The organism is Bradyrhizobium daqingense (assembly GCF_021044685.1).
In the GTDB taxonomy this organism is placed as follows: domain Bacteria; phylum Pseudomonadota; class Alphaproteobacteria; order Rhizobiales; family Xanthobacteraceae; genus Bradyrhizobium; species Bradyrhizobium daqingense.
Window position 1 is genome coordinate 1,439,753 of sequence record NZ_CP088014.1, and the last position, 19,058, is coordinate 1,458,810.

Sequence of the window (19,058 nt, forward strand, 5' to 3'; positions counted from 1 at the left end):
GGTGGCAATGAGAGATATCGTCCAGGCCGCTTTAGTTTCGCAAGCCATCAAATCCATGAGGAGGGCTGCGGCATTCACCTTGCTCGTCACCGTTGTTTCTTTCCTTCTCGCGCAGAGTTGTTGGGCGGCATCGCAATCGCGCGAAAACTGCAAAAACAGAGGCTTTGATGCTGATGGAACGATTCAGGCATGCACAGACCTTCTGCAAAAGCGGAGCTGGGATAGCTTTGTGCACCTTCACGTTCGTTCGGTAGCTTGGCTCGCAAAACAAAATTGCGAGCAAGCGTTGTCTGACGAGAATGAATCCATTCGATTGTTTCTCACCGATCCACTCGTTGCACGCAAGAAGATGAGCGAGGAGGATCGAAACTTCTTTCGAAGGGGTGGATTCCTGGGAAGGATAGAAATCTATCTCTTCTGCTTCTTGAATTACGACAAGGCGCTCTCGGTTGTTGAGGAAGCCCTTGCGATCTATCCAGATGATACGGATCTGTATAATCGTCGCGGCCTTATCTACATCCAAACCAAAAATTTCGACCAAGCGTTCAGGGACCTGCAGCGCGCCATTGATCTGGCAGACAAGAAGGACGTCGCTCTTAATAACCGCGCAAGCGTCTTTAACGGTCTCGGAGACTTCGATAATGCTATTCGAGATGCGAACGGTGCGATCGCCTTTAATCCGAGGAGCGAAGGCGCCCATGTCAACCGTGCTGTGGCTTTGAGCGGCAAGGGAGAGCACGGCCGCGCCATCGAAGAAATCAATGTGGCGCTCAGACTAGATCCAAAGAATCAAGCAGGGCCGTTGGCTCAGCGTAGCAAGTATCATTTAAAAGGGGGTGACCTGGATTCGGCGCTGAAGGATATCTCGCGGTCAATTGCGTTGTTCGAGCAGAGCAAGGTCGAGCCGATTATCGCACTTTGCGTGCGCGGAGACCTCTTTAGGTTTCAGGGGCAGCTTTCGCGCTCACTCGAAGATTTTGATCGAGCGATCCGTTCGCGCGCAGATTTTGCTGCCGCATATACTGGTCGCGGGCTGACCTATGAGCGAATGGGGAATCTGAAGAATGCGCGGACTGATTTCGAAAAGGCCTTGGGATTTCCCGCGCAGCAATATGACAACAATCTCGAAGCGCAGACGACCGCGCGAGCGAGGCTTGCGGCGTTAGACTCGGGTGAAGCTCAACCCGTCATACCCGCCACGACGGGCAAGCCCGTGGCGCCGTTTTCGGTCACCACACCGCCCTTGGTCGCGCCAGTATTGGCTCATCCCCGTTTGCTGCCTGGTTCCGAGCGCCAAGGCCGCCGGGTCGCCCCCGTCATCGGCAACGCCGCCTATCAAAGGGCTGGAATCCTAAAGAACCCACTGAACGATTCCGAAGCAGTTGCAGCTGCCCTTCGGAACATTGGTTTCGACGAAGTGATGGTAGCGACGGATACGACCAAGGAGCGGCTCACGGCAGCCCTTCAAGGGTTTGCGCGCGCCTCTGACAATGCCGATTGGGCCGTCGTCTATTATTCAGGACACGGCATTGAGATGGCCGGAAGAAACTATTTGCTTCCGATTGACGTTACGCTGAGAACCGACCGAGACGTGCAGTTCGAGGCAGTGCCCGTTGATCAGGTGATGGCATCGATAGATGGCGCGCGTAAGCTGAAGCTGATCGTGCTGGACGCCTGTCGCAACAACCCATTCGCGGACACAATCAAGCGAACGGGACCGCGTGAAGCCGTAACGCTCGATGCGAGCAACGTCGGCGAGATCGGGACTCGCGCGGTCGGGCGGGGACTTGGCGAAATCAAGGTAAAGGGCGCTTCGCTCGTCGTTTTCGCGGCAAAGCATGGCCAGACTGCCCTCGATGGCGAAGGACGGAATTCGCCCTTTGCAATAGCGCTGGTTCAGCGCATCGCAACGCCTGGCGTGGAAATGAACAAGGTCTTTCGGCTCGTCCGCGACGATGTGTTGGAAGCGACGGCGGGAAGGCAAGAGCCCTACACTTACGGATCACTACCCGGTAGAGAGGACTTCTTCTTTGTCAGTAAATGATGGCGTCCCCTGATCGGGGATCGCGAGGTCGGCTCCGAAGGCGTCGTCATCGGCGCCCGCCTATCCCAAACGTGCGGCCCATCCGGCAAGGTTCGTAGATCTCTCCGGGCGCTCCCTCACTATGCGCCGTATCCCGGCGAGAGCTTGTCCCTCAGGGCCGAGCACGGCCCTGAGTCGTCAATCTCGATCCGGGACTGCGCGGTGGCAACGACTTGCTGCTTCACATCACCGCGCTGGAAGGGATGGATCTCGCTCCATGGGATGAATCGCGTAGATCGGTCAGTCGCGTCCCGCCGCCATGATCGCGCCGGCGAGCCGCGCCGGATCGGAGAAGCACAGCTCGTGGCTTCCCGCCACCTGCACCAGGCGAAACAGGCCGAGCTTCTCCGACAGGCGCGGATGCCAGCCATGGCTGTGCGGCAGCGCGGTGTCTTCGGTGCAGTTGATGTAGGATTTGGCCAGCTGCATCTCTGCCGGATTGGTCTTGAGGGTGATCTTGTCGGTGAAGGTTGCCAGCGGATGCGGATTGAGGACGTCGTAGGCTTTCTGCGCCGTCTCAAGGTCGGCATCGTTGATGAAGGCCTCGCGCCAGATCGGGAAGGGCAGCACCACCGAGCCGTCGCCGCGCTCGGCTGCGATGGCGTCGAACAGCCCGACATAGTGCGGCGGCACCATGTCGTTGAGGCTTTCACCGTTGTTGGGCACGAACGCATTCCAATAGACCAGGCGGCGGATGCGCTCCGGCGCGAGGTCGGCAACGCCGGTGATGACCATGCCGCCGTAGGAATGGCCGAGCAGGATGACGTCCTTCAGATTGTTCTCGGCAAGGTAGTCGGCGATCGACTGGATCGCCTCCTTCAAGCCGGTCGTCTTGGCATCGCCCGGACGGTTGCCCCTGATGGTGGGGGTATGGACCTGATGGCCCGCCGCGCGGATCGGTGCGGCGACAGGCTCGAACTCGGCGCCGGTGTGCCAGGCGCCGTGGACGAGAACGTAGGTCGACATGTTGTGGCTCCTCCCGAGGGTGTGGTTAGATCGGCGCATGATGCCTTGGCGGGGTATATGGCCGCGTGGCAAATCTGGACCGGTCACGAATTCGTTGCTTGGCTGTGAGTGAACCGGATTGGTCTCGGAGTGAACCGATGCAGCAGATCGACCGCGCCGTTCCGCCGCGGCAATCAGCCTGGAATACGGTGGGCGTCCGGCCGGCGGAGCAGTTCGCCTATTATCGCGAGGCGATCTGCCAGGCCTTCATGAATCTGACGCCGGAGCCGGCGGCAGCAAGCGGCTTTCCGGCCAGTGTCGAGCACGTCCGTCTCGGCGATGCCGCGATCAACCGCGTCAGCTTTCCCGAGCACGTCGTGCGCCGCTCCGCTTCCGATATCGCGGCGTCCGATCGCAGTTGCTTCTACCTCAATCTGAAGCTGGCCGGCCGCTGCCGCATACAACAGGGGGATGGCGAGATCAGCCTGTCGCCCGGACAGGTCGCAATCTTCGACAGCGACCGGCAGTTTGCGCTTCTGCACGACCGCGGTCGGCAATTGCGCGTCGCCTCGTTCTGGGTACCGGCGGAGGCCTTGCGGGACCGGCTGCCCGCCTCGTTCGACGTCGGGGCGGCCCGCGTCTCCGACGATCCCTTCGTCGGCCATCTCATCGTCGAGACCGCACGAACGCTCAGCGACGGCGCGCTGCGCATGACCGAGGATGAGGGCATGCGGCTGTTCCGGGCGTTGATCGAACTGGTCGCGGTGAGCCTGTCGCGACGCGGCCGCACGGGCGCTGCGGAGATGGAAAGTCTCGCCGATGCCACGGCGCTGGCGGTGAAGCGCGCCATTCACCGCCGGCTCCGCGAGCCCGGCCTTGCGGTCGCCGACGTTGCCGATGCCGTCGGCATCAGCGAGCGCTACGTGCACAAGCTCCTGGCGCGATCGGGCTCCAGCTTCACCGACTTCGTCATCGACCATCGGCTCGATGGTGCGGCCAGGGATCTCGGCGATCCCGCGATGGCGAATCGTGCGATCGGCGCCATCGCATTCGACTGGGGCTTCTCGGACCTCTCCCACTTCACGCGGCGCTTCAAGCAGCGCTTCGGCTGCCGCCCGCGCGACTGGCGCTCACGATGATCTACAGCGACCTCGCGATCAGCAGCTTCATGATCTCATTGGTGCCGCCATAGATCTTCTGGATGCGGGAATCGATGAAGATGCGCGAGATCGGATATTCCTGCATGTAGCCGTAGCCGCCGAACAGCTGGAGGCATTCGTCGGCGGTCTCGACCTGCTTCTCCGAACACCAATATTTCGCCATCGACGCCGTGACGGTGTCGAGATCCCCGGCGACCAGGCGTTCGATGCACCAGTCGACGAAGACGCGCGCGATCATCGCCTCGGTCTTGCGCTCGGCGAGCGTGAAGGCGGTGTTTTGGAAATCCATCAGCGGCTTGCCGAACGCTTTCCGCTCCTTGGTGTACTCGGTGGTGAGCTTGACCGCGCGCTCCATCGAGGCGACGGCGCCGACCGCGAGGGCGAGGCGCTCCTGCGGCAATTGCTGCATCAGCTGGACGAAACCCTGGCCTTCCTCCTTGCCGAGCAGGTTGTCCGGCGGGACCGTCACGTTGTCGAAGAACAGCTCCGACGTGTCGGAGGCGTGCAGCCCGATCTTGTCGAGGTTGCGCCCGCGCTTGTAGCCATCCGCGCCCGCGGTCTCGACCACGACCAGCGAGATGCCCTTGGCGCCTTGCTCGCCGGTGCGCGCGACCACGATGACGAGGTCGGCGGCCTGGCCGTTGGTGATGAACGTCTTCTGGCCGTTGATGACGTAGGAATTGCCCTGCTTCTTCGCCGTGGTCTTCACGGCCTGGAGATCCGAGCCGGTGCCGGGCTCGGTCATGGCGATGGCGCCGACCATCTCGCCCGAGGCCATCTTCGGCAGCCAGCGCTTCTTCTGCTCCTCCGAGCCGTAGTTGAGGATGTAGTGCGCGACGATGGCGCTGTGCACGGAGACGCCGGTGGTCAGCTCCGGCACGGTGCTTTCGAGATCGTCCAGCACGGCGGCGTCATAGGCGAAGGTCGCGCCCAGACCGCCATATTCCTCCGGCACGCTCGCCAGCAGAGCGCCCATCTCGCCGAGCCCGCGCCAGGCGAAGCGGTCGACCATCTTCTGCTCGCGCCATTTCTCGGCATGCGGCGCCAGGTCCTTGGCGAGATATTTCCGGAACTGGTCGCGGAACGTGTCCAGCTCTTCGGTCATCCAGGAGGAGCGGTAAGACATGGTTACCTCGGTTGGTGCGGAGTTCCGGCTTGGTAGGCCAGTCGACTGCTGCAATTATTGTGTTTTCAGGCTGCGCCGGTGACGCTACCAAGGCGGCCAGAAATGCGTCTGTCGGGTGCCTAATTTTGACTGCCAAAACTCAAGAGCTCAAGCTCGACATCGAGCGCATCGGCACGGTCTCCGCGATCCTGACGCAGCCGGCCAACGCGCGCGGCTGCTACGTGCTGGCGCACGGCGCCGGCGCGGATATGCGCCATGCCTTCATGGAGAAAGTTGCGGAAGGTCTCGCGAGCCGCGGCATCGCGACGTTCCGCTTCAATTTCCCCTACATGGAGGAGAAGAAGGGGCGTCCCGACCAGCCGGCGGTCGCGCACGCCGCTATCCGCGCGGCGGTCGCGGAGGCGGCGCGGCTGTGTCCGGGCTTGAAGCTCGTCGCCGGCGGCAAATCGTTCGGCGGCCGCATGACCTCGCAGGCGCAGTCGAAGTCTCCGCTGCCCGGTGTCAAAGGGCTCGCCTTCCTCGGCTTTCCCCTGCATGCCGACAAGAAGCCGTCGTCCGAGCGGGCCGAGCATCTCGCCGGCATCGCCATCCCCATGCTGTTCCTGCAAGGCACGCGCGACGGGCTCGCCGATCCTGGCCATCTCAGGCCCGTTATTGCAGGGCTGCGGACGAAGGCGACGCTGCATGAGGTCGAAGGCGGCGACCACTCTTTCGCGGTGCTGAAAAAGTCCGGTCGAACGAATGACGAGGCGCTCACGGAAGTGCTCGACACGCTCGCCGCGTGGATCGACGCGCTCGACTGAACGTCACGCCGAATAGAGCCCCTTGTCGCGCGCTTTCTGGATCGCCAGCGCGGCGATCAGGTCAAGCGTCGGCGTCGACAGGCCCGCGGTGCGCGCGAAGGCGGCGGGCGCCCTCACCAGCACGTCGATCTCCATGGCGCGGCCGAGCTCGTAATCCTGCAGCAGCGACGGCTTGTGGTTGGGCGCGGGGCCGCTCCGCGTCACACGCTTGACCTCGGGAATGAAGTGCTGGGCAATGTCGTTGGCCTCGTTCAGCATGCGCGGGATGACGTCGGTGAAAGCAGGGTCGTCGCGAACGCCGCGCGCGGTCTGGCCGGTGAGCAGGCACAGCACCGACAGCGACATGTTGGTCAGCAGCTTTGACCAGATCGCCTCGCGGATCTCGGCGACCGGCGGCGATTCCAGGCGCGCGTCGTTGAAGGCACCGCGGAGTTTCGTGATGCGATCGCAATTGCGGTCGTCGCATTCGCCGATCAGGAGCCGGTTGCGGTCCGGCGTCAGGTTCTGCACCACGCCGGGCGCGATCACCTCGTTGGAGGAGAACACGACGCCGCCGATGATCCGCTCCTTCGGGATGCAGGCGCGCAGCCGTCCGCCGGGATCGAGGAAGGAAATGTCCGGCGGTGTCGGGTGCCGCGGCGGCAGGCCGATCCCATACCACCAGGGAATGCCGTTCTGCGCGAACACGATCGCGGTGTCGTCCTGCAGCAGCGGCTTGATGCTGGAGACAAGGCCAGTCAGCGCGGTGGCCTTCAGCGTCGAGATCACGACGTCTTGCGGGCCGAGTTGGGCCGGGTCGCCCGACGCGTTCACCTTGGCGCTGACTTCGGAATCGCCGACCCGCAGCTTGAGACCGCCCGCCCGCGCCGCCTCCAGGTGCGCGCCGCGCATCACGCAAGAGACCTCGTGGCCGGCGCGCGCCAGCCGTACCGCAATGTGGCTGCCGACGGCGCCCGCGCCGAAAATGCAGATGCGCATGTAATGTCCCGTCCTGATCCCTCGCCGCCCGGGCGGAGCATGACACAAGCCGCCATGCGATGGACGCGGCCGCCCCACGCTGGAAAGATATGGATCGGGACGTGCGGCCTCGGCCATAGTGCGCGGCAAACAACTGACCGGAGGATCGCCGATGCCCGCCAACCCCGTCCTGTGGACCCTCGATGAGCGCGGCGTTGCGACCGTCACCCTGAACCGGCCCGAGGTCAACAACGCCTATGACGGCGACTTGATCGCGGGCGTGCTCGCCGCCATGGACGACCTCGGGAAGAAGCCGAACCTGCGCGTCGTCGTGCTCAGGGGCAACGGCAAGCATTTCCAGGCCGGCGCCGACCTCAAATGGATCAACGGCGTACGCCCGCAATCGGCTGAGGCGAACGAAGCGGCCTCGCGCGCGACCTTTGAGGCCGTGCAGCGGCTCAACACGCTGCCGATCCCGACTGTCGCACTGGTGCAGGGCGGCTGTTTCGGCGGCGGCACCGGCGTGATCGCGGCCTGCGACGTCGTGATTGCCGCCGACAATGCCCTGTTCTCGATCACCGAGGTACGCTGGGGCCTGACCGCCGCCATCATCATCCCGCAGCTCTGCGACGCAATTGGCATCCGGCAAGTCCGCCGCTATGCGCTGACCGGCGAGCGCTTCGGCGCCGAGGATGCCCGCCGCATCGGCCTGGTCCACGAGGTCGTGCCGCTCGCCGAACTGGAGGCCGCCGGCAGCAAGGTGGTCGAGCAGCTGCTTGCCAACGGTCCAGAGGCCATGGCCGAGACCAAGCGTCTCGCGCTGGAGAGCTCGTTCGGCGGCATGGCCGTGGAGGATGCGGCGTATACGCGGCTCGTGCACCTGCACTCGCTTAAGCGCCAGAGCGCCGAAGCTGCGGAGGGACTGGCCTCGTTCGCGGAGAAGCGCGCGGCAAACTGGGGTGGAGGCAAGGCTTAGGCGTCAGCAGCCGCGGCAGATGTTGTTGATGCTGCGATAGACTGCGTCGTCGTCCTGTCGCATCTGACGCAGCGTTTCGAGCGTGTTGCTCTCGGCGGTGGCTGGAGCCGGCTTGCGCCTTGCCGCGAGCTCTTCCTCCTGCCGCTTGTAGCAGGCCTCGCGATCGGGCTTGGCCTGGATGAAGCGGCAGTTCTGCTCCACGGCCGAGGCGGTGGTGGTTGAGATCGCGAGAGCGGTCAGGGCGGCGAATGCGTATTTCATGGGTGTCGAATCCATAGCGGCCCTTCTTTCAGGTCTGTCACGCGAGAGCAACTGCGATGTTGTGACAGGTGTGCGACGCGGCGCACACCGCGTAGCCCGGATGAGCGAAGCGACATCCGGGAATGCCGCGAAGAGTCCCGCATGTCGCTTCGCTCATGCGGGCTACAGCCATCTTGGCACGACCTACAGCGACTGCGCCAGCGACGTCTTCAGCAGCGTCAGCAGCGCCTGCACCGCCGCCGCATTGCGCCGCCGTTCGGGGATCGCGGCCTTGACCCACAATTCCGGAATCGGAAAGTCGCGCAGCACTGGCCTCAACTCGCCGTCACGCAACGCGCCGGCCACGAGATAATGCGAGATCAGCGCGATGCCGTTGCCGGCGATGGCGCTGCGCGCCAGCACGTGGCCCTCGTTGGAGGAGAGCAGCGGGCTGACCTGGATGCTGATGCGGCCGCGCGGCCCGTCGAAGATCCATTCCGGTCCCGTCGGCATGAAGCTGAGGCAGCGATGCTCGACGAGGTCGCGCGGATGTTTTGGCGTGCCGTGCTTCTTCAAATAGGCAGGCGAGGCGCAGAGCAATCGCTTCAGCGGACACAGCGGCTCGTCGATCACGCCGCCGAACGAATGCGGGAAGGCGCCGATGGCGATATCGAAGCCTTCGGCAACGGGATCGACCGGGCGGTCGATCAGCACGATCTCGAGCTTCAGCCGCGGATTCTGAGTCTGGAACGCGCTGAAGGCGTCGGCGAGTCGCGCCACGGTCAGCGAGGTCGGCGCCTTGATGCGCAGATGATCGACGAGATCGTGGCCCTTCTCGCCCATGCGCGAGAGCAGGTCGGTCGCGTCGGCCACGACACCGCGCGCGCGATGGACGTAGCGCTGCCCGGCCTCGGTGAGCCGCAATTGCCGGGTCGAGCGGTGAAACAGCGGCGTGCCGATCCGCGCCTCCAGCTGCGTGACGCGCTTGGCGACCACCGAGGTCGAGACATCGAGCTTTCGCGCAGCGGCGGAGAAACCGGCGGCATCCGCGGTGGCGAGGAAAGCCTGCAGGTTCACAAGGATGTCCATGTCCGCCTTTCTCGATTTGTGAAAGCTGATCATGTATTTTGATGGATTGTAGCGCCGTGCGCGTTAATTCATAGTCGGCCCCAAGCAAGAGATTTCGGGAGCGGACGCGTCATGCGGGCCACAATGATCGAAGAACCGGCACGTCAGGTGCCGCTCTATGGCGAATATGAAGTCGTCGTGCTCGGCGGCGGACCCGCCGGCATTGTCGCTGCCACCTCCGCCGCGCGCGCCGGGCGGAAGACGCTTCTGATCGAACGCTACGGCTTCCTCGGCGGCATGGGCACCGCGGCTGGCGTCACCAACTTCTGCGGCCTCCACGGCAATGTCCATGGCGAGCACCGGCGCCTGGTGCAGGGCATGGCGTCGGAGCTGCTGGCCCGGATCGATCACCTGAACGGCCTCAACACGCCGCATCTGATCCTCGGCAAGGTCTATGCGCAGGCCTACGACACCGCGGCGTACAAGATCGCGGCCGATGAGCTGCTCGCAAGCCACAGGGTGAACATCCTCTTCCACGCGCTCGGCGCCGGCGTGGTCATGGGTGACAGCAGGCGCATCGACGCGCTGATGGTCGAGACCAAAGCCGGCAGGCGAGCGGTGCGAGCCGAGATCTTCATCGACTGCTCGGGCGATGGCGACCTCGCGGTCTGGGCCGGCGCGCCGTTCGAGATCGGCGACGAGCACGGCCATCCGCTCTATCCCTCGATGATGCTGCGTCTCAACGGCATCGATCCTGCCAAGGCGGGCGAGGCCTGGCGCACCATTCCGCAATTAATGGAGAAGGCGCTCGCCGCCGGAACGCATAGATTTCCGCGCAAGAGCGCGATCGTGCGGCCTCAAAAATCCGGCATTGAATGGCGGGTGAACTTCACGCAAGTGGCGCGCGAGGACGGCCACGCCATCAACGGCGTCGAGCCCGACGATCTCACCCGCGGCGAGATCGAGGGCCGCAAGCAGGCGCTTGCTGCCTACGAATTCTTGCGCAGCACTGTCCCGGGCTTCGAAAAGTCCTACATCGTCGATCTGCCGCCGCAGCTCGGCATCCGCGAAACCCGTCGCATCAAGGGCGGCTATCAGCTCAGCGGCGAGGACGTGCTCGGCTGCGCCTCGTTCGAGGATTCCATCGGCGTCAATGGCTGGCCGATCGAGGCGCATGTGCCCGGCGACGTCGTGTTCACCTTCCCGCCTATCCCGCAATCGCGCGGCTACAACGAGCTGCCTTACCGGATGCTGGTGCCCGACGGCGTCGACAATCTCCTGGTTGCCGGCCGCTGTGCCTCGATGACCCATGAGGGTCAGTCGGCAGCCCGGGTCTCCGGTGCCTGTTTCGTGATGGGCGAGGCCGCCGGTTCCGCCGCCGCGCTGGCTCTGTCGGGAAACCGGATCCCGCGTGACATCCCCGTTGAAAAATTGCAGGAAACGTTGAAACAACAGGGCGCCTTCATCGGGCGGGATCAGCCCGTCCCCGAGGGCCTGTAACGGACTGCTGAGAGAACGGGAGGAAACGGGATGATCGGGATTGCGCGGCTCGCGGCAGCCGGCCTTTTGGCGATCATGGCGATGGGCACGGCTACGGCCGAAGACGCGCTCAAGGCCAAGATCGGCGTGCTTCGCCTGTCATCCTCCGCACCCGTCTTCATCGCGCAGGACAAGGGCTATTTCCGTGAGGCCGGTTTGGAGGTCGAGCTGAAATTCTTCGATGCGGCGCAGCCGATCGCCGTCGCCACCACCTCGGGAGACGTCGATTTCGGCATCACCGCCTTCACCGCCGGTCTCTACAATCTCGCCGGCAAGGGCACGCTGAAGGTGATCGGGGGCATGAGCCGCGAGAAGGCGGGCTATCCCCTGATCGGCTATTTCGCCAGCAACAACGCCAATTCGGCCGGCCTCAAGACGCCGAAGGATCTCGCGGGCAAGCGCGTGGCAATGACGCAGGTCGGATCGAGCTTTCACTATTCGCTCGGCCTCCTCGCCGACAAATACGGCTTCAAGCTCTCCGAGGTGAAGATCGTGCCGCTGCAATCGCTGTCGAATGCGGCGGCCGCGCTCAAGGGCGAGACCGTCGACGCCGCGCTGCTGCCGATCTCCACCGCGCGAAAACTGATGGACGAGGGCGGCGCGAAGTTTTTGGGCTGGGTCGGCGACGAGACGCCCTGGCAATTGGGCGCGGTGTTCGCCTCGCCGAAGACGCTGACCAACAAGGCCCTGGTGACGAAGCTGCTCGGCGCGCTCGCGAAGGCCGATCGCGAATATCACGACGTCATCCTCGCCGCGATGAAGGACGGTGTCGCCCCCATCAACGAGCGGACAAAACCGCTGCTGGACATCATTGCGAAGTACACCAATTTGCCGGTCGAGCAGGTGGTCGGCAATTGCGCCTATATCGATCCCGACGGCAAGCTCGACGTCAAGAACGTCGACAACCAGATCAAATGGCTCCAGGAGCAGGGCTTCGTCGACAAGGGATTTGATGTGAACGCGATCATCGCGAAGGACTATGTGAAGGCGGATTGAATGCTGCGCGCACCGTCCCAGACCCGTCATCCCCGCGCAACGGCGAAGCCGTTGTCGCTGGAGGTGCGAGCATTGCGATGCGCATGCATCGCGATGGGAGCTTCGAAGGATGAACGGGACGACGCTGAGGCCGTGACATGGACCTGATCGCCAACCACATCTCCCACCGCTTCGGCGATCTCGCCGTGCTCGACGGCGTCTCCTTCACGGTCAGTGCCGGCGAGGTGGTCGCCATCGTCGGCCCTTCCGGCTGCGGCAAGAGCACGCTGCTGTCGATCCTGGGCGGCCTCTTGCAACCGAGCTCCGGCGCGCCCGAGCTGCGCGGTGAGCCGCCTGCGGACAGTCTCAATCCGCTCACCTTCGTATTCCAGGATTTTGCGCTGCTGCCCTGGGCGACGGTGGAGGAGAACGTCGAATTCCCGCTGCTACACACCCAGCTCACGGCCACGCAGCGGCGCGCGCTGGTCGACGATGCCCTGCGCCGCACCGGCCTGACCGATTTCCGCCAAGCCTATCCAAAGCAACTTTCCGGCGGCATGCGCCAGCGCGTCGGCATTTCGCGCGCGCTGGCGGTAAAGCCTGCGATCCTCTTGATGGACGAGCCGCTGTCCGCGCTGGATTCGCAGACACGCGAATTGTTGATGGAGGATTTCGTCCGCCTGCTCGCCGACGGCGGCATGGGCGCGGTCTATGTCACCCACAATCTCGAAGAGGCGGCGCGGCTCGCTGACCGCATCGTGGTGCTGTCGCGGCGGCCGGGCCGCATCCGCGAGGTCGTGACCGTGCCGATGACGCGCGCCGAGCGCGGCGAAGCTGTAGCGCGCGAGAAGCTGCTGGCACTGCAGAACCAGATCTGGTCGCTGATCCGCAACGAAGCCATCGATGCCGAGCGCGAGGTTCAGCATGCTTGATCGCGCGGCGAACGCGACGTCGAAGGATCAGGCGACCCGCCGCGTCCGCTTCCGCGGTGCCGGCTTCGTGCCTGCGTCGAGCCGCTTCGGCGGCTGGATCGCGCTCGCCCTCGTCATCGTGCTCTGGCAGGCCGCCGGCAGCGCCGGCCTTGCCAACCCGTTGTTCCTGCCCGCGCCCTCGGCGATCGCACGCGCGATCTACCAGCTCGCGATCTCGGGCGCGCTCTGGCAGCATCTGTCGGCCTCGCTGCTGCGCATCGGCGTCGGCTGGCTGCTCGGCACCGCGGCCGGCGTTGCCGTCGGCTTTGCCATCGGCCTGTCCAGGCTCGCGCGCAGCGTCGGCATCACCTTCATCTCGGCGTTGTTCCCGATCCCGAAGATCGCGCTGCTGCCGCTCCTGATCCTCTGGCTCGGCATCGGCGAAGAGCCGAAGATCGCGACCATCGCGCTCGGGGTGTTCTTCTCGACCGCGATCTCGGTCTATAGCGGCGTCGACGCGGTGCCGCGCAACCTCATCCGCATGGCGCAAAGCTTCAACGTTCCCTTCGCCACCATCGTACGCAAGGTGATCTGGCCGGGCGCGCTGCCCGCCATCCTCGCCGGCTTCCGCATCACGGCCTCGGTCGCGCTCCTGCTCGTCGTCAGCGCCGAGATGATCGGCGCACAATACGGCATCGGCGCCTTCGTGCTGCAGGCCGGCAATCTGATGCAGACCGACCAGCTGCTCGCGGGCGTGGTGATCCTCTCGGCGTTCGGGCTGGCAGTCGGCAAGGTGATCGGCTGGCTGGAGATGCGGCTGTTGCACTGGCGGTAGCAACAATTCAGGTCGTCATGCCCGGGCTTGACCCGGGCATCCACATCTTTCTCAGGCGCGGTGGTGCGTGGATGGCCGGGTCAAGCCCGGCCATGACGAAGGATAGAGCAGAGCCTCACGCGTTCCCGCGATCCTCGCGGAACAGATCCACCTTCTGCTGGACCGGCCGATCCGAGAAGCTGAACAGCACCGCGTCGTCGTCCGCTTCGTGCGTCACCCAGTGCCAGCTCGGCACGACGAAGAGATCGCGCGGGCCCCATTCGAAGACGGCATCGCCGATGCGGCTGCGTCCCTTGCCCTCGATCGGGCAGAACACGGTCGCATCGGTCGCGCGATAGCGTGCGGTCTTGAACCCCTTCGGCAGCAACTGGATGAAGGTGCCGATGGTCGGCATGGCGAAATCGCCGGTCTCTGGATTGCTGAACTTGAGCTTCAGGCCGTGGCAGGCGTCCCACTCCTGGCTCGCGCGCGCCTTCTCCAGGGCTTCGCGGGTGTAGGCGTAGGGATAGCTGAAGATCGGCGAGGTCTTCGAGTTGCGCTTGACGTCGACCGGCAGGAGGTTGTGGCCGTAGCGCGCAAAGCTGTCGCCGGCGGGCCTGGTGATCTTCTGCTGGTCTTCCTTCGCGCCTTCCGCGAAGGAGCAGTCGAAGAACTGCACCAGGGGGATGTCGAGACCGTCGAGCCAGAACATCGGCTCGCTGGTCTCGTTGGAATGATCGTGCCAGGTCATCGACGGCGTGATGATGAAGTCGCCGGGCTCCATCGCGGTGCGTTCGCCGTCCACCGCGGTGTGGGCGCCCTTGCCTTCGAGCACGAAGCGCAGCGCAGACTGGCTGTGCCGGTGCGCGGGCGCGACGTCGCCGGGCACCACCATCTGCACGCCGGCATAGAGCGAGGTCGTGATCTTGGACTGGCCGCGCAGGCCCGGGTTCTCCAGCACCAGCACGCGCCGCTCGGCTTCCTTGGCGGTGATCAGCTTGCCGGCTTCCGTCATGTAGTCGCGGATGACGTCGAACTTCCACAAATGCGGACGGCAGGCGCTTTTCGGCTCCGGCGTGATCAGATCGCTCATCACCGTCCATAGCGCAGTGAGATTCTCGCCGTCGATCTTCCTGTAGAACGCTTCGCGTTCCGGCGTCTTGGTCACGGCTTCCATGGTGGCGGCTCCCGATCGTTTGTTGATTGACAGTATACTGACGATCTGGGTAGCGTCAATGTAAGGAATGGGACTAATAATGCGTCGTCATTCCGGAGCGATGCGGAGCATCGAACCCGGAATCTCGAGATTCCGGGTTCGCGCTTCGCGCGCCCCGGAATGACAGTCAAAGAGAATGGGAGGGTTCCGATGAAGCTCCACGGCTATTTCCGCTCCAGCGCCGCGTATCGCGTGCGGATCGCGCTGAATCTCAAGGGCCTCGGGGCCGAGCATCTGCCGCATCATCTGCGCAAGGGCGAGCAATGCGCGCCCGCCTATCTCGCCATCAATCCGCAAGGCCTGGTGCCGACGCTCGAGAATGATGCGGGTGCAGTGCTGACCCAATCGGTCGCCATCATCGAATGGCTCGACGAAACTCATCCCAATCCGCCGCTGCTGCCGAAGGAACCACTACGGCGCGCCAAGGTACGCGCCTTCGCGCTGGCGATCGCGTGCGATACCCATCCGGTGCAGAATCTGAAGGTGCTGGCGCGACTGCGCGAGCTCGGCTTGCCCGAGGAGAAAGTCCAGGACTGGGCCGCCTGGGTCAATCGCGAGGGGCTGTCGGCCTGCGAGACGCTGATCAGGAATGAGCCGGGTCCATTCTGCTTCGGCGACATGCCGACGCTGGCCGATCTCTGTTTGGTGCCGCAGCTTGCCAATGCGCGCCGTTTCGGAGTCGACGTCTCGGCCTATCCGCGGCTGCTCCAGGCGGAAGCTGCCGCCAAGGCATTGCCGGCCTTTGCCGATGCGGCACCGGAGAAGCAGCCCGATGCCGAGTAAGCCTTCTCCTCCGATCACGATGGACGCGGTCTATGCCGCGCCGGGTTATCTGTTCCGGCGCATGCAGCAGATCGCGGTCTCGATCTTCATGGAGGAGTGCAAGGCGTTCGATCTCACGCCGGTGCAATATGCCGCGCTGATCGCGATCCACACCCATCCCGGCATCGACGCGACGCGGCTGTCGGCGGTGATCGCCTTCGACCGCTCCACGCTCGGCAGCGTCATCGAGCGGCTCCAGGCCAAGGACTATATCGAGCGCAGGCCGGCGCGCGAGGACAAGCGCATCAAGCTGCTGCATCTGACCAAATCCGGCGCCGCCATCCTGCGCGAGATCATCCCGGCCGTCGAGCGCGCCCAGGCGCGCATGCTGGAGCCGCTCAAGCCCGCCGACCGCAAGGCGCTGCTGGGTCTCCTGGTGCAACTCGTCGACCTCAACAACGAAGCGTCACGCGTGCCGCTGCGCGCCGAAGATGCGCTGGAGCATCTGGGGAAGGGTGGGTGAGGGAGTATATGGCGACGCAGCCGCCTTTATTTCCGCTGTCATTGCCCGCGAAGGCGGGGAATCCAGTACGCCGCGGCCTCTCGGCTCAATCACAACTGCCTCTGGAATACTGGATCGCCCGGTCAAGCCGGGCGATGACAGCGGTGGTCACATCCTTAGCAGCGCCTGCCGATCGATCTTCCCCGTGCCGGTTTTCGGCAGCTCGTCGATGAAGATCACCTCGCGCGGATATTTGTAGGGCAGCAGCTTGCCCTTGACGTAGTCCTGGAGCCGCCGCGTCGCCTCGTTCTGGTCGGCGGCGCGGTTGTTCATCACCACCACCGCCTTCAGCGTCATGCGCCGGTCCGGCAGCTCGGCCGCGAACACGGCGCATTCGCGGATATCGGGGTGATCGGCGAGGCACAGCTCGACCTCGAGCGGATAGACCCACTGGCCGGAGATCTTGATGAGATCGTCGGCACGGCCGCGGAAGAAGTGGAAGCCCTCGGCATCGCGAACGAAGCGATCGCCGGTGTAGATCCAACCGCCCTCTCGGATCGTTTCGGCGGATTTATCCGGCCGGTTCCAGTACAGCGGCGTGTTGGAATCGCCGCGCACCCACAGAATGCCTTCCTCGCCGTCGGCGACGTCGCGTCCGTCCTTGTCGCGCAGCGCGACCTCGTAGCCGGGTACGCGCAGGCCTGCGGCGCCGAGCTTCTTCTGCTCGGGGCGATTGGAGAGATAGATGTGCAGCACCTCGGTCGAGCCGAGGCCTTCGACGATCTCAAGGCCGGTGAGCGTCTTCCAGCCGTTGAAGACCTCGGCCGAGAGCACCTCGGCCGCGGAGAGCGCCATGCGCAGCGACGAGAAATTCGTCTTGTCCGCGCCCTCGGCCTTGGTCAGGGAGGTGTAGAGCGTCGGCAGGCCGAAGAAGACCGTCGGCTTGTACTGCTCGATCGCCGCGAAGATCGATGCAGGCTTCGGCTGTTCCGGAAGCAGCAGCGTTGCGGCCCCTGCCGAGAACGGGAAGGTGACGGAGTTGCCGAAGCCATAGGCGAAGAAGATCTTGGGCACCGAGAAGCAGATGTCGTCAGGCGTCAGCTTCAACACGCTTTTCGCGAAGGCGGCCTCGCTATAGGCCATGTCGTGCTGGAGATGTACGATGCCCTTGGGCCGGCCGGTAGAGCCGGAGGAGTACATCCAGAACGCCATCTCGTCGCGATGCGTCGGGGCTTCCGCCAACTCCGCTGGGAATTGTGCAAGCCAGCCTGCCGCTGCGAATGCCTCAGGCCCGGCATGATCGTCGGCCTCGCCATTGACGACGATCAGCGTGCGCAGGCAGGTCGCCTCGCAGGCCTCCGCATTGAACCGCGCGCAGAACTCGGCATCCGCCACCGCAACGGCAGCGCCGGAATCGGCGAGATAGAATTGCAACAGGTCCGGTGGCGTCAGCGTGTTGATCAGGAGCGGCACGAAGCCGGCGCGCACCGCGCCGAAGAACGCCGCCGGATAGTCCGGCGTGTCGTCGAGGAACAACAGCACGCGATCGCCGCGCTTCAGGCCGAGCGAGGCAAAACCATTGCCCCAGCGGCAGGCTTCCGCGCAGAGCTCGGCATAGGTCCGCGTGCCCGCCGGACCGATGAGCGCGCGCTTGTCGCCGCGGCCCTTGCCCAGATTGTCGAACAGCACGCGGCTGGCGTTGTAGACTTGCGGAACGGCAAAGTCGATCTCGCGTGCCCCCGCGCCGTCCGCCGGCACCTGGTCGCGTATCTCGTTGCTCATGCCGCATCTCCGGTGTTCTTAGCGGCCTCGTAACGTGCCATGAAGGTCGGCGACATGTGGCGCAGCCGGGCATCGTCGATGCGGCCGGACCGGGTGATGTAGCTGTAGGCGAAATCCATCAGGTCGAGCTGCATGTGCTGGGCGAAGTGCTCGTACCAGAAGGCGCTGGTGCGCGCGGCGTTGACGAGTTTCTGCACCACCGGTTTTCGCGCGGCCTGGTAGCGATGCAACGCGGTCGTCAGATGCGCGTCGGATTCCAGCGCCTTCACCAGCGCAATGGCGTCCTCGATCGCAAGGCGCGTGCCGGAGCCGATCGAGAAATGCGCCGAGTGCAGGGCATCGCCGAGCAGCACCATGTTCTTGAACGACCAGTGCTCGTTCCAGACCCAGGGGAAGTTGCGCCAGACCGATTTGTTGGAGACGAGGCAATGGCCGCCGAGCGTGTCCGCAAAGACCTCCTCGCAGACGCCCTTGGACTGCTCGACGTCCTTGTAGGCGAAGCCGTAGGCCTGCCATGTCGCGTGGTCGCATTCGACCAGGAAAGTGCTCATCGCCGGCGAGTAGCGGTAGTGATGGGCGTTGAAGGCGCCGCGGTCCGTCTTCACGAAGGTCTGCGACAGCGTGTCGAAGCGCTTCGAGGTGCCGTACCAGACGAACTTGTTGGAGGAGTAGGACAGCGAGGTGCCGAAATCGCCTTCATAGGCGCGCCGCACCAGCGAGTTCAGCCCGTCGGCGGCGACGATCAGGTCGTGGCCGTTGAGTTGGTCGATCGCGTGGATCTGGGTGTCGAAACGCGGCGTGACGCCGACGTCGAGCGCGCGTTGCTGCAGGAATCTGAGCAGCTCGAGCCGTCCGATCGAGGAGAAGCCGACCCCGTCGATGGCGACGCTGTCGCCGTGCAGGTTCAGCGTGATGTTCTCCCAGCTCTCCATATGCGGCGCGATCGCATCGACCGTCTCGGGGTCGTCGGCGCGCAGAAATTCCAGGGCCTGGTCCGAGAACACGACGCCAAAGCCCCAGGTCGCGTCGGCCGGGTTCTGTTCGAACAGGTCGACCTGATCCTCGGGGTGACGCTTCTTCCAGAGATAGGCGAAGTAGAGCCCACCGGGGCCCCCGCCAATCACGGCGATCCGCAACGTCTGCCTCCCTAATTGACAGTATACTTACTATCTAAGGGTAGACTAATGGGCTCCCGCGTC

18 protein-coding genes are annotated in these 19,058 nt (G+C 64.4%); 10 read left to right on the forward strand and 8 right to left on the reverse strand.

What is annotated here, in order from left to right:
- The first annotated feature begins 7 nt into the window (after nt 1–7).
- Complete coding sequence (locus LPJ38_RS06615) at nt 8–2,044, forward strand: caspase family protein (RefSeq protein WP_145639118.1); 2,037 nt, start codon at nt 8–10, stop codon at nt 2,042–2,044.
- A gap of 279 nt (nt 2,045–2,323) precedes the next feature.
- On the opposite strand, the gene LPJ38_RS06620 is transcribed toward LPJ38_RS06615, so the two are convergent.
- Entirely contained in the window at nt 2,324–3,049 is a 726-nt protein-coding gene (locus LPJ38_RS06620) for an alpha/beta hydrolase (RefSeq protein ID WP_145639116.1), read from the reverse strand.
- A 137-nt stretch (nt 3,050–3,186) separates the two neighbouring features.
- On the opposite strand from LPJ38_RS06620, the gene LPJ38_RS06625 reads away from it, so the two are divergent.
- Nucleotides 3,187–4,167: a helix-turn-helix domain-containing protein gene (locus LPJ38_RS06625; protein ID WP_145639114.1), complete on the forward strand. Its 981-nt coding sequence runs from the start codon at nt 3,187–3,189 to the stop codon at nt 4,165–4,167.
- Between the two features lies 1 nt (nt 4,168).
- Here LPJ38_RS06625 and LPJ38_RS06630 read toward each other — a convergent pair whose 3' ends face one another.
- Nucleotides 4,169–5,314, reverse strand: a complete 1,146-nt coding sequence (locus LPJ38_RS06630) for an acyl-CoA dehydrogenase family protein (RefSeq protein ID WP_145639111.1) — start codon at nt 5,312–5,314, stop codon at nt 4,169–4,171.
- A 125-nt stretch (nt 5,315–5,439) separates the two neighbouring features.
- Between LPJ38_RS06630 and LPJ38_RS06635 the strand changes: the two genes are divergently transcribed.
- Complete coding sequence (locus tag LPJ38_RS06635; protein WP_145639109.1) at nt 5,440–6,117, forward strand: alpha/beta hydrolase family protein; 678 nt, start codon at nt 5,440–5,442, stop codon at nt 6,115–6,117.
- A 3-nt stretch (nt 6,118–6,120) separates the two neighbouring features.
- On the opposite strand, the gene LPJ38_RS06640 is transcribed toward LPJ38_RS06635, so the two are convergent.
- On the reverse strand, nt 6,121–7,095 hold the full coding sequence (locus LPJ38_RS06640) for a ketopantoate reductase family protein (RefSeq protein ID WP_145639107.1): 975 nt from the start codon (nt 7,093–7,095) through the stop codon (nt 6,121–6,123).
- 151 nt (nt 7,096–7,246) lie between these two features.
- On the opposite strand from LPJ38_RS06640, the gene LPJ38_RS06645 reads away from it, so the two are divergent.
- Complete coding sequence (locus LPJ38_RS06645; RefSeq protein WP_145639104.1) at nt 7,247–8,050, forward strand: enoyl-CoA hydratase-related protein; 804 nt, start codon at nt 7,247–7,249, stop codon at nt 8,048–8,050.
- Nucleotides 8,051–8,053: 3 nt separating this feature from the next.
- Here the strand turns inward: LPJ38_RS06645 and LPJ38_RS06650 are convergent, their stop codons facing one another.
- Together LPJ38_RS06650 and LPJ38_RS06655 are read right to left on the reverse strand one after the other, a co-directional pair.
- Complete coding sequence (locus LPJ38_RS06650; protein ID WP_167520639.1) at nt 8,054–8,311, reverse strand: hypothetical protein; 258 nt, start codon at nt 8,309–8,311, stop codon at nt 8,054–8,056.
- A 183-nt stretch (nt 8,312–8,494) separates the two neighbouring features.
- On the reverse strand, nt 8,495–9,379 hold the full coding sequence (locus LPJ38_RS06655; RefSeq protein WP_145639100.1) for a LysR family transcriptional regulator: 885 nt from the start codon (nt 9,377–9,379) through the stop codon (nt 8,495–8,497).
- A 111-nt stretch (nt 9,380–9,490) separates the two neighbouring features.
- Between LPJ38_RS06655 and LPJ38_RS06660 the strand changes: the two genes are divergently transcribed.
- The 4 genes from LPJ38_RS06660 (at nt 9,491) to LPJ38_RS06675 (ending at nt 13,618) form a co-directional block, all read left to right on the forward strand.
- Nucleotides 9,491–10,858, forward strand: a complete 1,368-nt coding sequence (locus tag LPJ38_RS06660; protein WP_145639098.1) for an FAD-dependent oxidoreductase — start codon at nt 9,491–9,493, stop codon at nt 10,856–10,858.
- A 30-nt stretch (nt 10,859–10,888) separates the two neighbouring features.
- Nucleotides 10,889–11,893 carry an ABC transporter substrate-binding protein gene (locus tag LPJ38_RS06665; protein ID WP_145639096.1) on the forward strand — a complete coding sequence of 335 codons (1,005 nt, stop codon included), beginning with the start codon at nt 10,889–10,891 and terminating at the stop codon, nt 11,891–11,893.
- Nucleotides 11,894–12,030: 137 nt separating this feature from the next.
- A complete protein-coding gene (locus LPJ38_RS06670; protein ID WP_145639094.1) occupies nt 12,031–12,804 on the forward strand; it encodes an ABC transporter ATP-binding protein in 774 nt (257 codons plus the stop codon).
- Nucleotides 12,797–13,618, forward strand: coding sequence for an ABC transporter permease (locus LPJ38_RS06675; RefSeq protein ID WP_167520638.1), 822 nt, complete (start codon nt 12,797–12,799; stop codon nt 13,616–13,618). Before LPJ38_RS06670 ends, LPJ38_RS06675 begins: the two co-directional genes overlap by 8 nt.
- A 115-nt stretch (nt 13,619–13,733) precedes the next feature.
- Here LPJ38_RS06675 and gtdA read toward each other — a convergent pair whose 3' ends face one another.
- Entirely contained in the window at nt 13,734–14,774 is a 1,041-nt protein-coding gene (gtdA, locus tag LPJ38_RS06680; RefSeq protein ID WP_145639090.1) for a gentisate 1,2-dioxygenase, read from the reverse strand.
- Nucleotides 14,775–14,963: 189 nt separating this feature from the next.
- Here gtdA and maiA point away from each other — a divergent pair, with 189 nt between their 5' ends.
- A complete protein-coding gene (maiA, locus tag LPJ38_RS06685; RefSeq protein WP_145639088.1) occupies nt 14,964–15,596 on the forward strand; it encodes a maleylacetoacetate isomerase in 633 nt (210 codons plus the stop codon).
- The gene (locus tag LPJ38_RS06690) at nt 15,586–16,098 is read left to right on the forward strand and encodes a MarR family winged helix-turn-helix transcriptional regulator (protein WP_167520637.1); all 513 of its coding nucleotides are present in this window, start codon (nt 15,586–15,588) and stop codon (nt 16,096–16,098) included. The genes maiA and LPJ38_RS06690 overlap by 11 nt, the downstream gene beginning before the upstream one ends.
- Before the next feature lie 147 nt (nt 16,099–16,245).
- Here LPJ38_RS06690 and LPJ38_RS06695 read toward each other — a convergent pair whose 3' ends face one another.
- Both LPJ38_RS06695 and LPJ38_RS06700 read right to left on the reverse strand, forming a co-directional pair.
- Nucleotides 16,246–17,859: a benzoate-CoA ligase family protein gene (locus LPJ38_RS06695; RefSeq protein ID WP_145639085.1), complete on the reverse strand. Its 1,614-nt coding sequence runs from the start codon at nt 17,857–17,859 to the stop codon at nt 16,246–16,248.
- Nucleotides 17,856–18,995 carry an FAD-dependent monooxygenase gene (locus tag LPJ38_RS06700; RefSeq protein ID WP_167520636.1) on the reverse strand — a complete coding sequence of 380 codons (1,140 nt, stop codon included), beginning with the start codon at nt 18,993–18,995 and terminating at the stop codon, nt 17,856–17,858. Before LPJ38_RS06700 ends, LPJ38_RS06695 begins: the two co-directional genes overlap by 4 nt.
- Nucleotides 18,996–19,058: the final 63 nt, after the last annotated feature.

Coding starts and splice junctions, on each gene's coding strand:
- LPJ38_RS06645 (WP_145639104.1), top strand. CDS start 7,247: ATGCCCGCCAACCCCGTCCTGTGGACCCTCGATGAGCGCGGCGTTGCG.
- maiA (WP_145639088.1), top strand. CDS start 14,964: ATGAAGCTCCACGGCTATTTCCGCTCCAGCGCCGCGTATCGCGTGCGG.
- LPJ38_RS06620 (WP_145639116.1), bottom strand. CDS start 3,049: ATGTCGACCTACGTTCTCGTCCACGGCGCCTGGCACACCGGCGCCGAG.
- LPJ38_RS06615 (WP_145639118.1), top strand. CDS start 8: ATGAGAGATATCGTCCAGGCCGCTTTAGTTTCGCAAGCCATCAAATCC.
- LPJ38_RS06660 (WP_145639098.1), top strand. CDS start 9,491: ATGCGGGCCACAATGATCGAAGAACCGGCACGTCAGGTGCCGCTCTAT.
- LPJ38_RS06670 (WP_145639094.1), top strand. CDS start 12,031: ATGGACCTGATCGCCAACCACATCTCCCACCGCTTCGGCGATCTCGCC.
- LPJ38_RS06665 (WP_145639096.1), top strand. CDS start 10,889: ATGATCGGGATTGCGCGGCTCGCGGCAGCCGGCCTTTTGGCGATCATG.
- gtdA (WP_145639090.1), bottom strand. CDS start 14,774: ATGGAAGCCGTGACCAAGACGCCGGAACGCGAAGCGTTCTACAGGAAG.
- LPJ38_RS06640 (WP_145639107.1), bottom strand. CDS start 7,095: ATGCGCATCTGCATTTTCGGCGCGGGCGCCGTCGGCAGCCACATTGCG.
- LPJ38_RS06655 (WP_145639100.1), bottom strand. CDS start 9,379: ATGGACATCCTTGTGAACCTGCAGGCTTTCCTCGCCACCGCGGATGCC.
- LPJ38_RS06630 (WP_145639111.1), bottom strand. CDS start 5,314: ATGTCTTACCGCTCCTCCTGGATGACCGAAGAGCTGGACACGTTCCGC.
- LPJ38_RS06625 (WP_145639114.1), top strand. CDS start 3,187: ATGCAGCAGATCGACCGCGCCGTTCCGCCGCGGCAATCAGCCTGGAAT.
- LPJ38_RS06675 (WP_167520638.1), top strand. CDS start 12,797: ATGCTTGATCGCGCGGCGAACGCGACGTCGAAGGATCAGGCGACCCGC.
- LPJ38_RS06690 (WP_167520637.1), top strand. CDS start 15,586: ATGCCGAGTAAGCCTTCTCCTCCGATCACGATGGACGCGGTCTATGCC.
- LPJ38_RS06695 (WP_145639085.1), bottom strand. CDS start 17,859: ATGAGCAACGAGATACGCGACCAGGTGCCGGCGGACGGCGCGGGGGCA.
- LPJ38_RS06650 (WP_167520639.1), bottom strand. CDS start 8,311: ATGAAATACGCATTCGCCGCCCTGACCGCTCTCGCGATCTCAACCACC.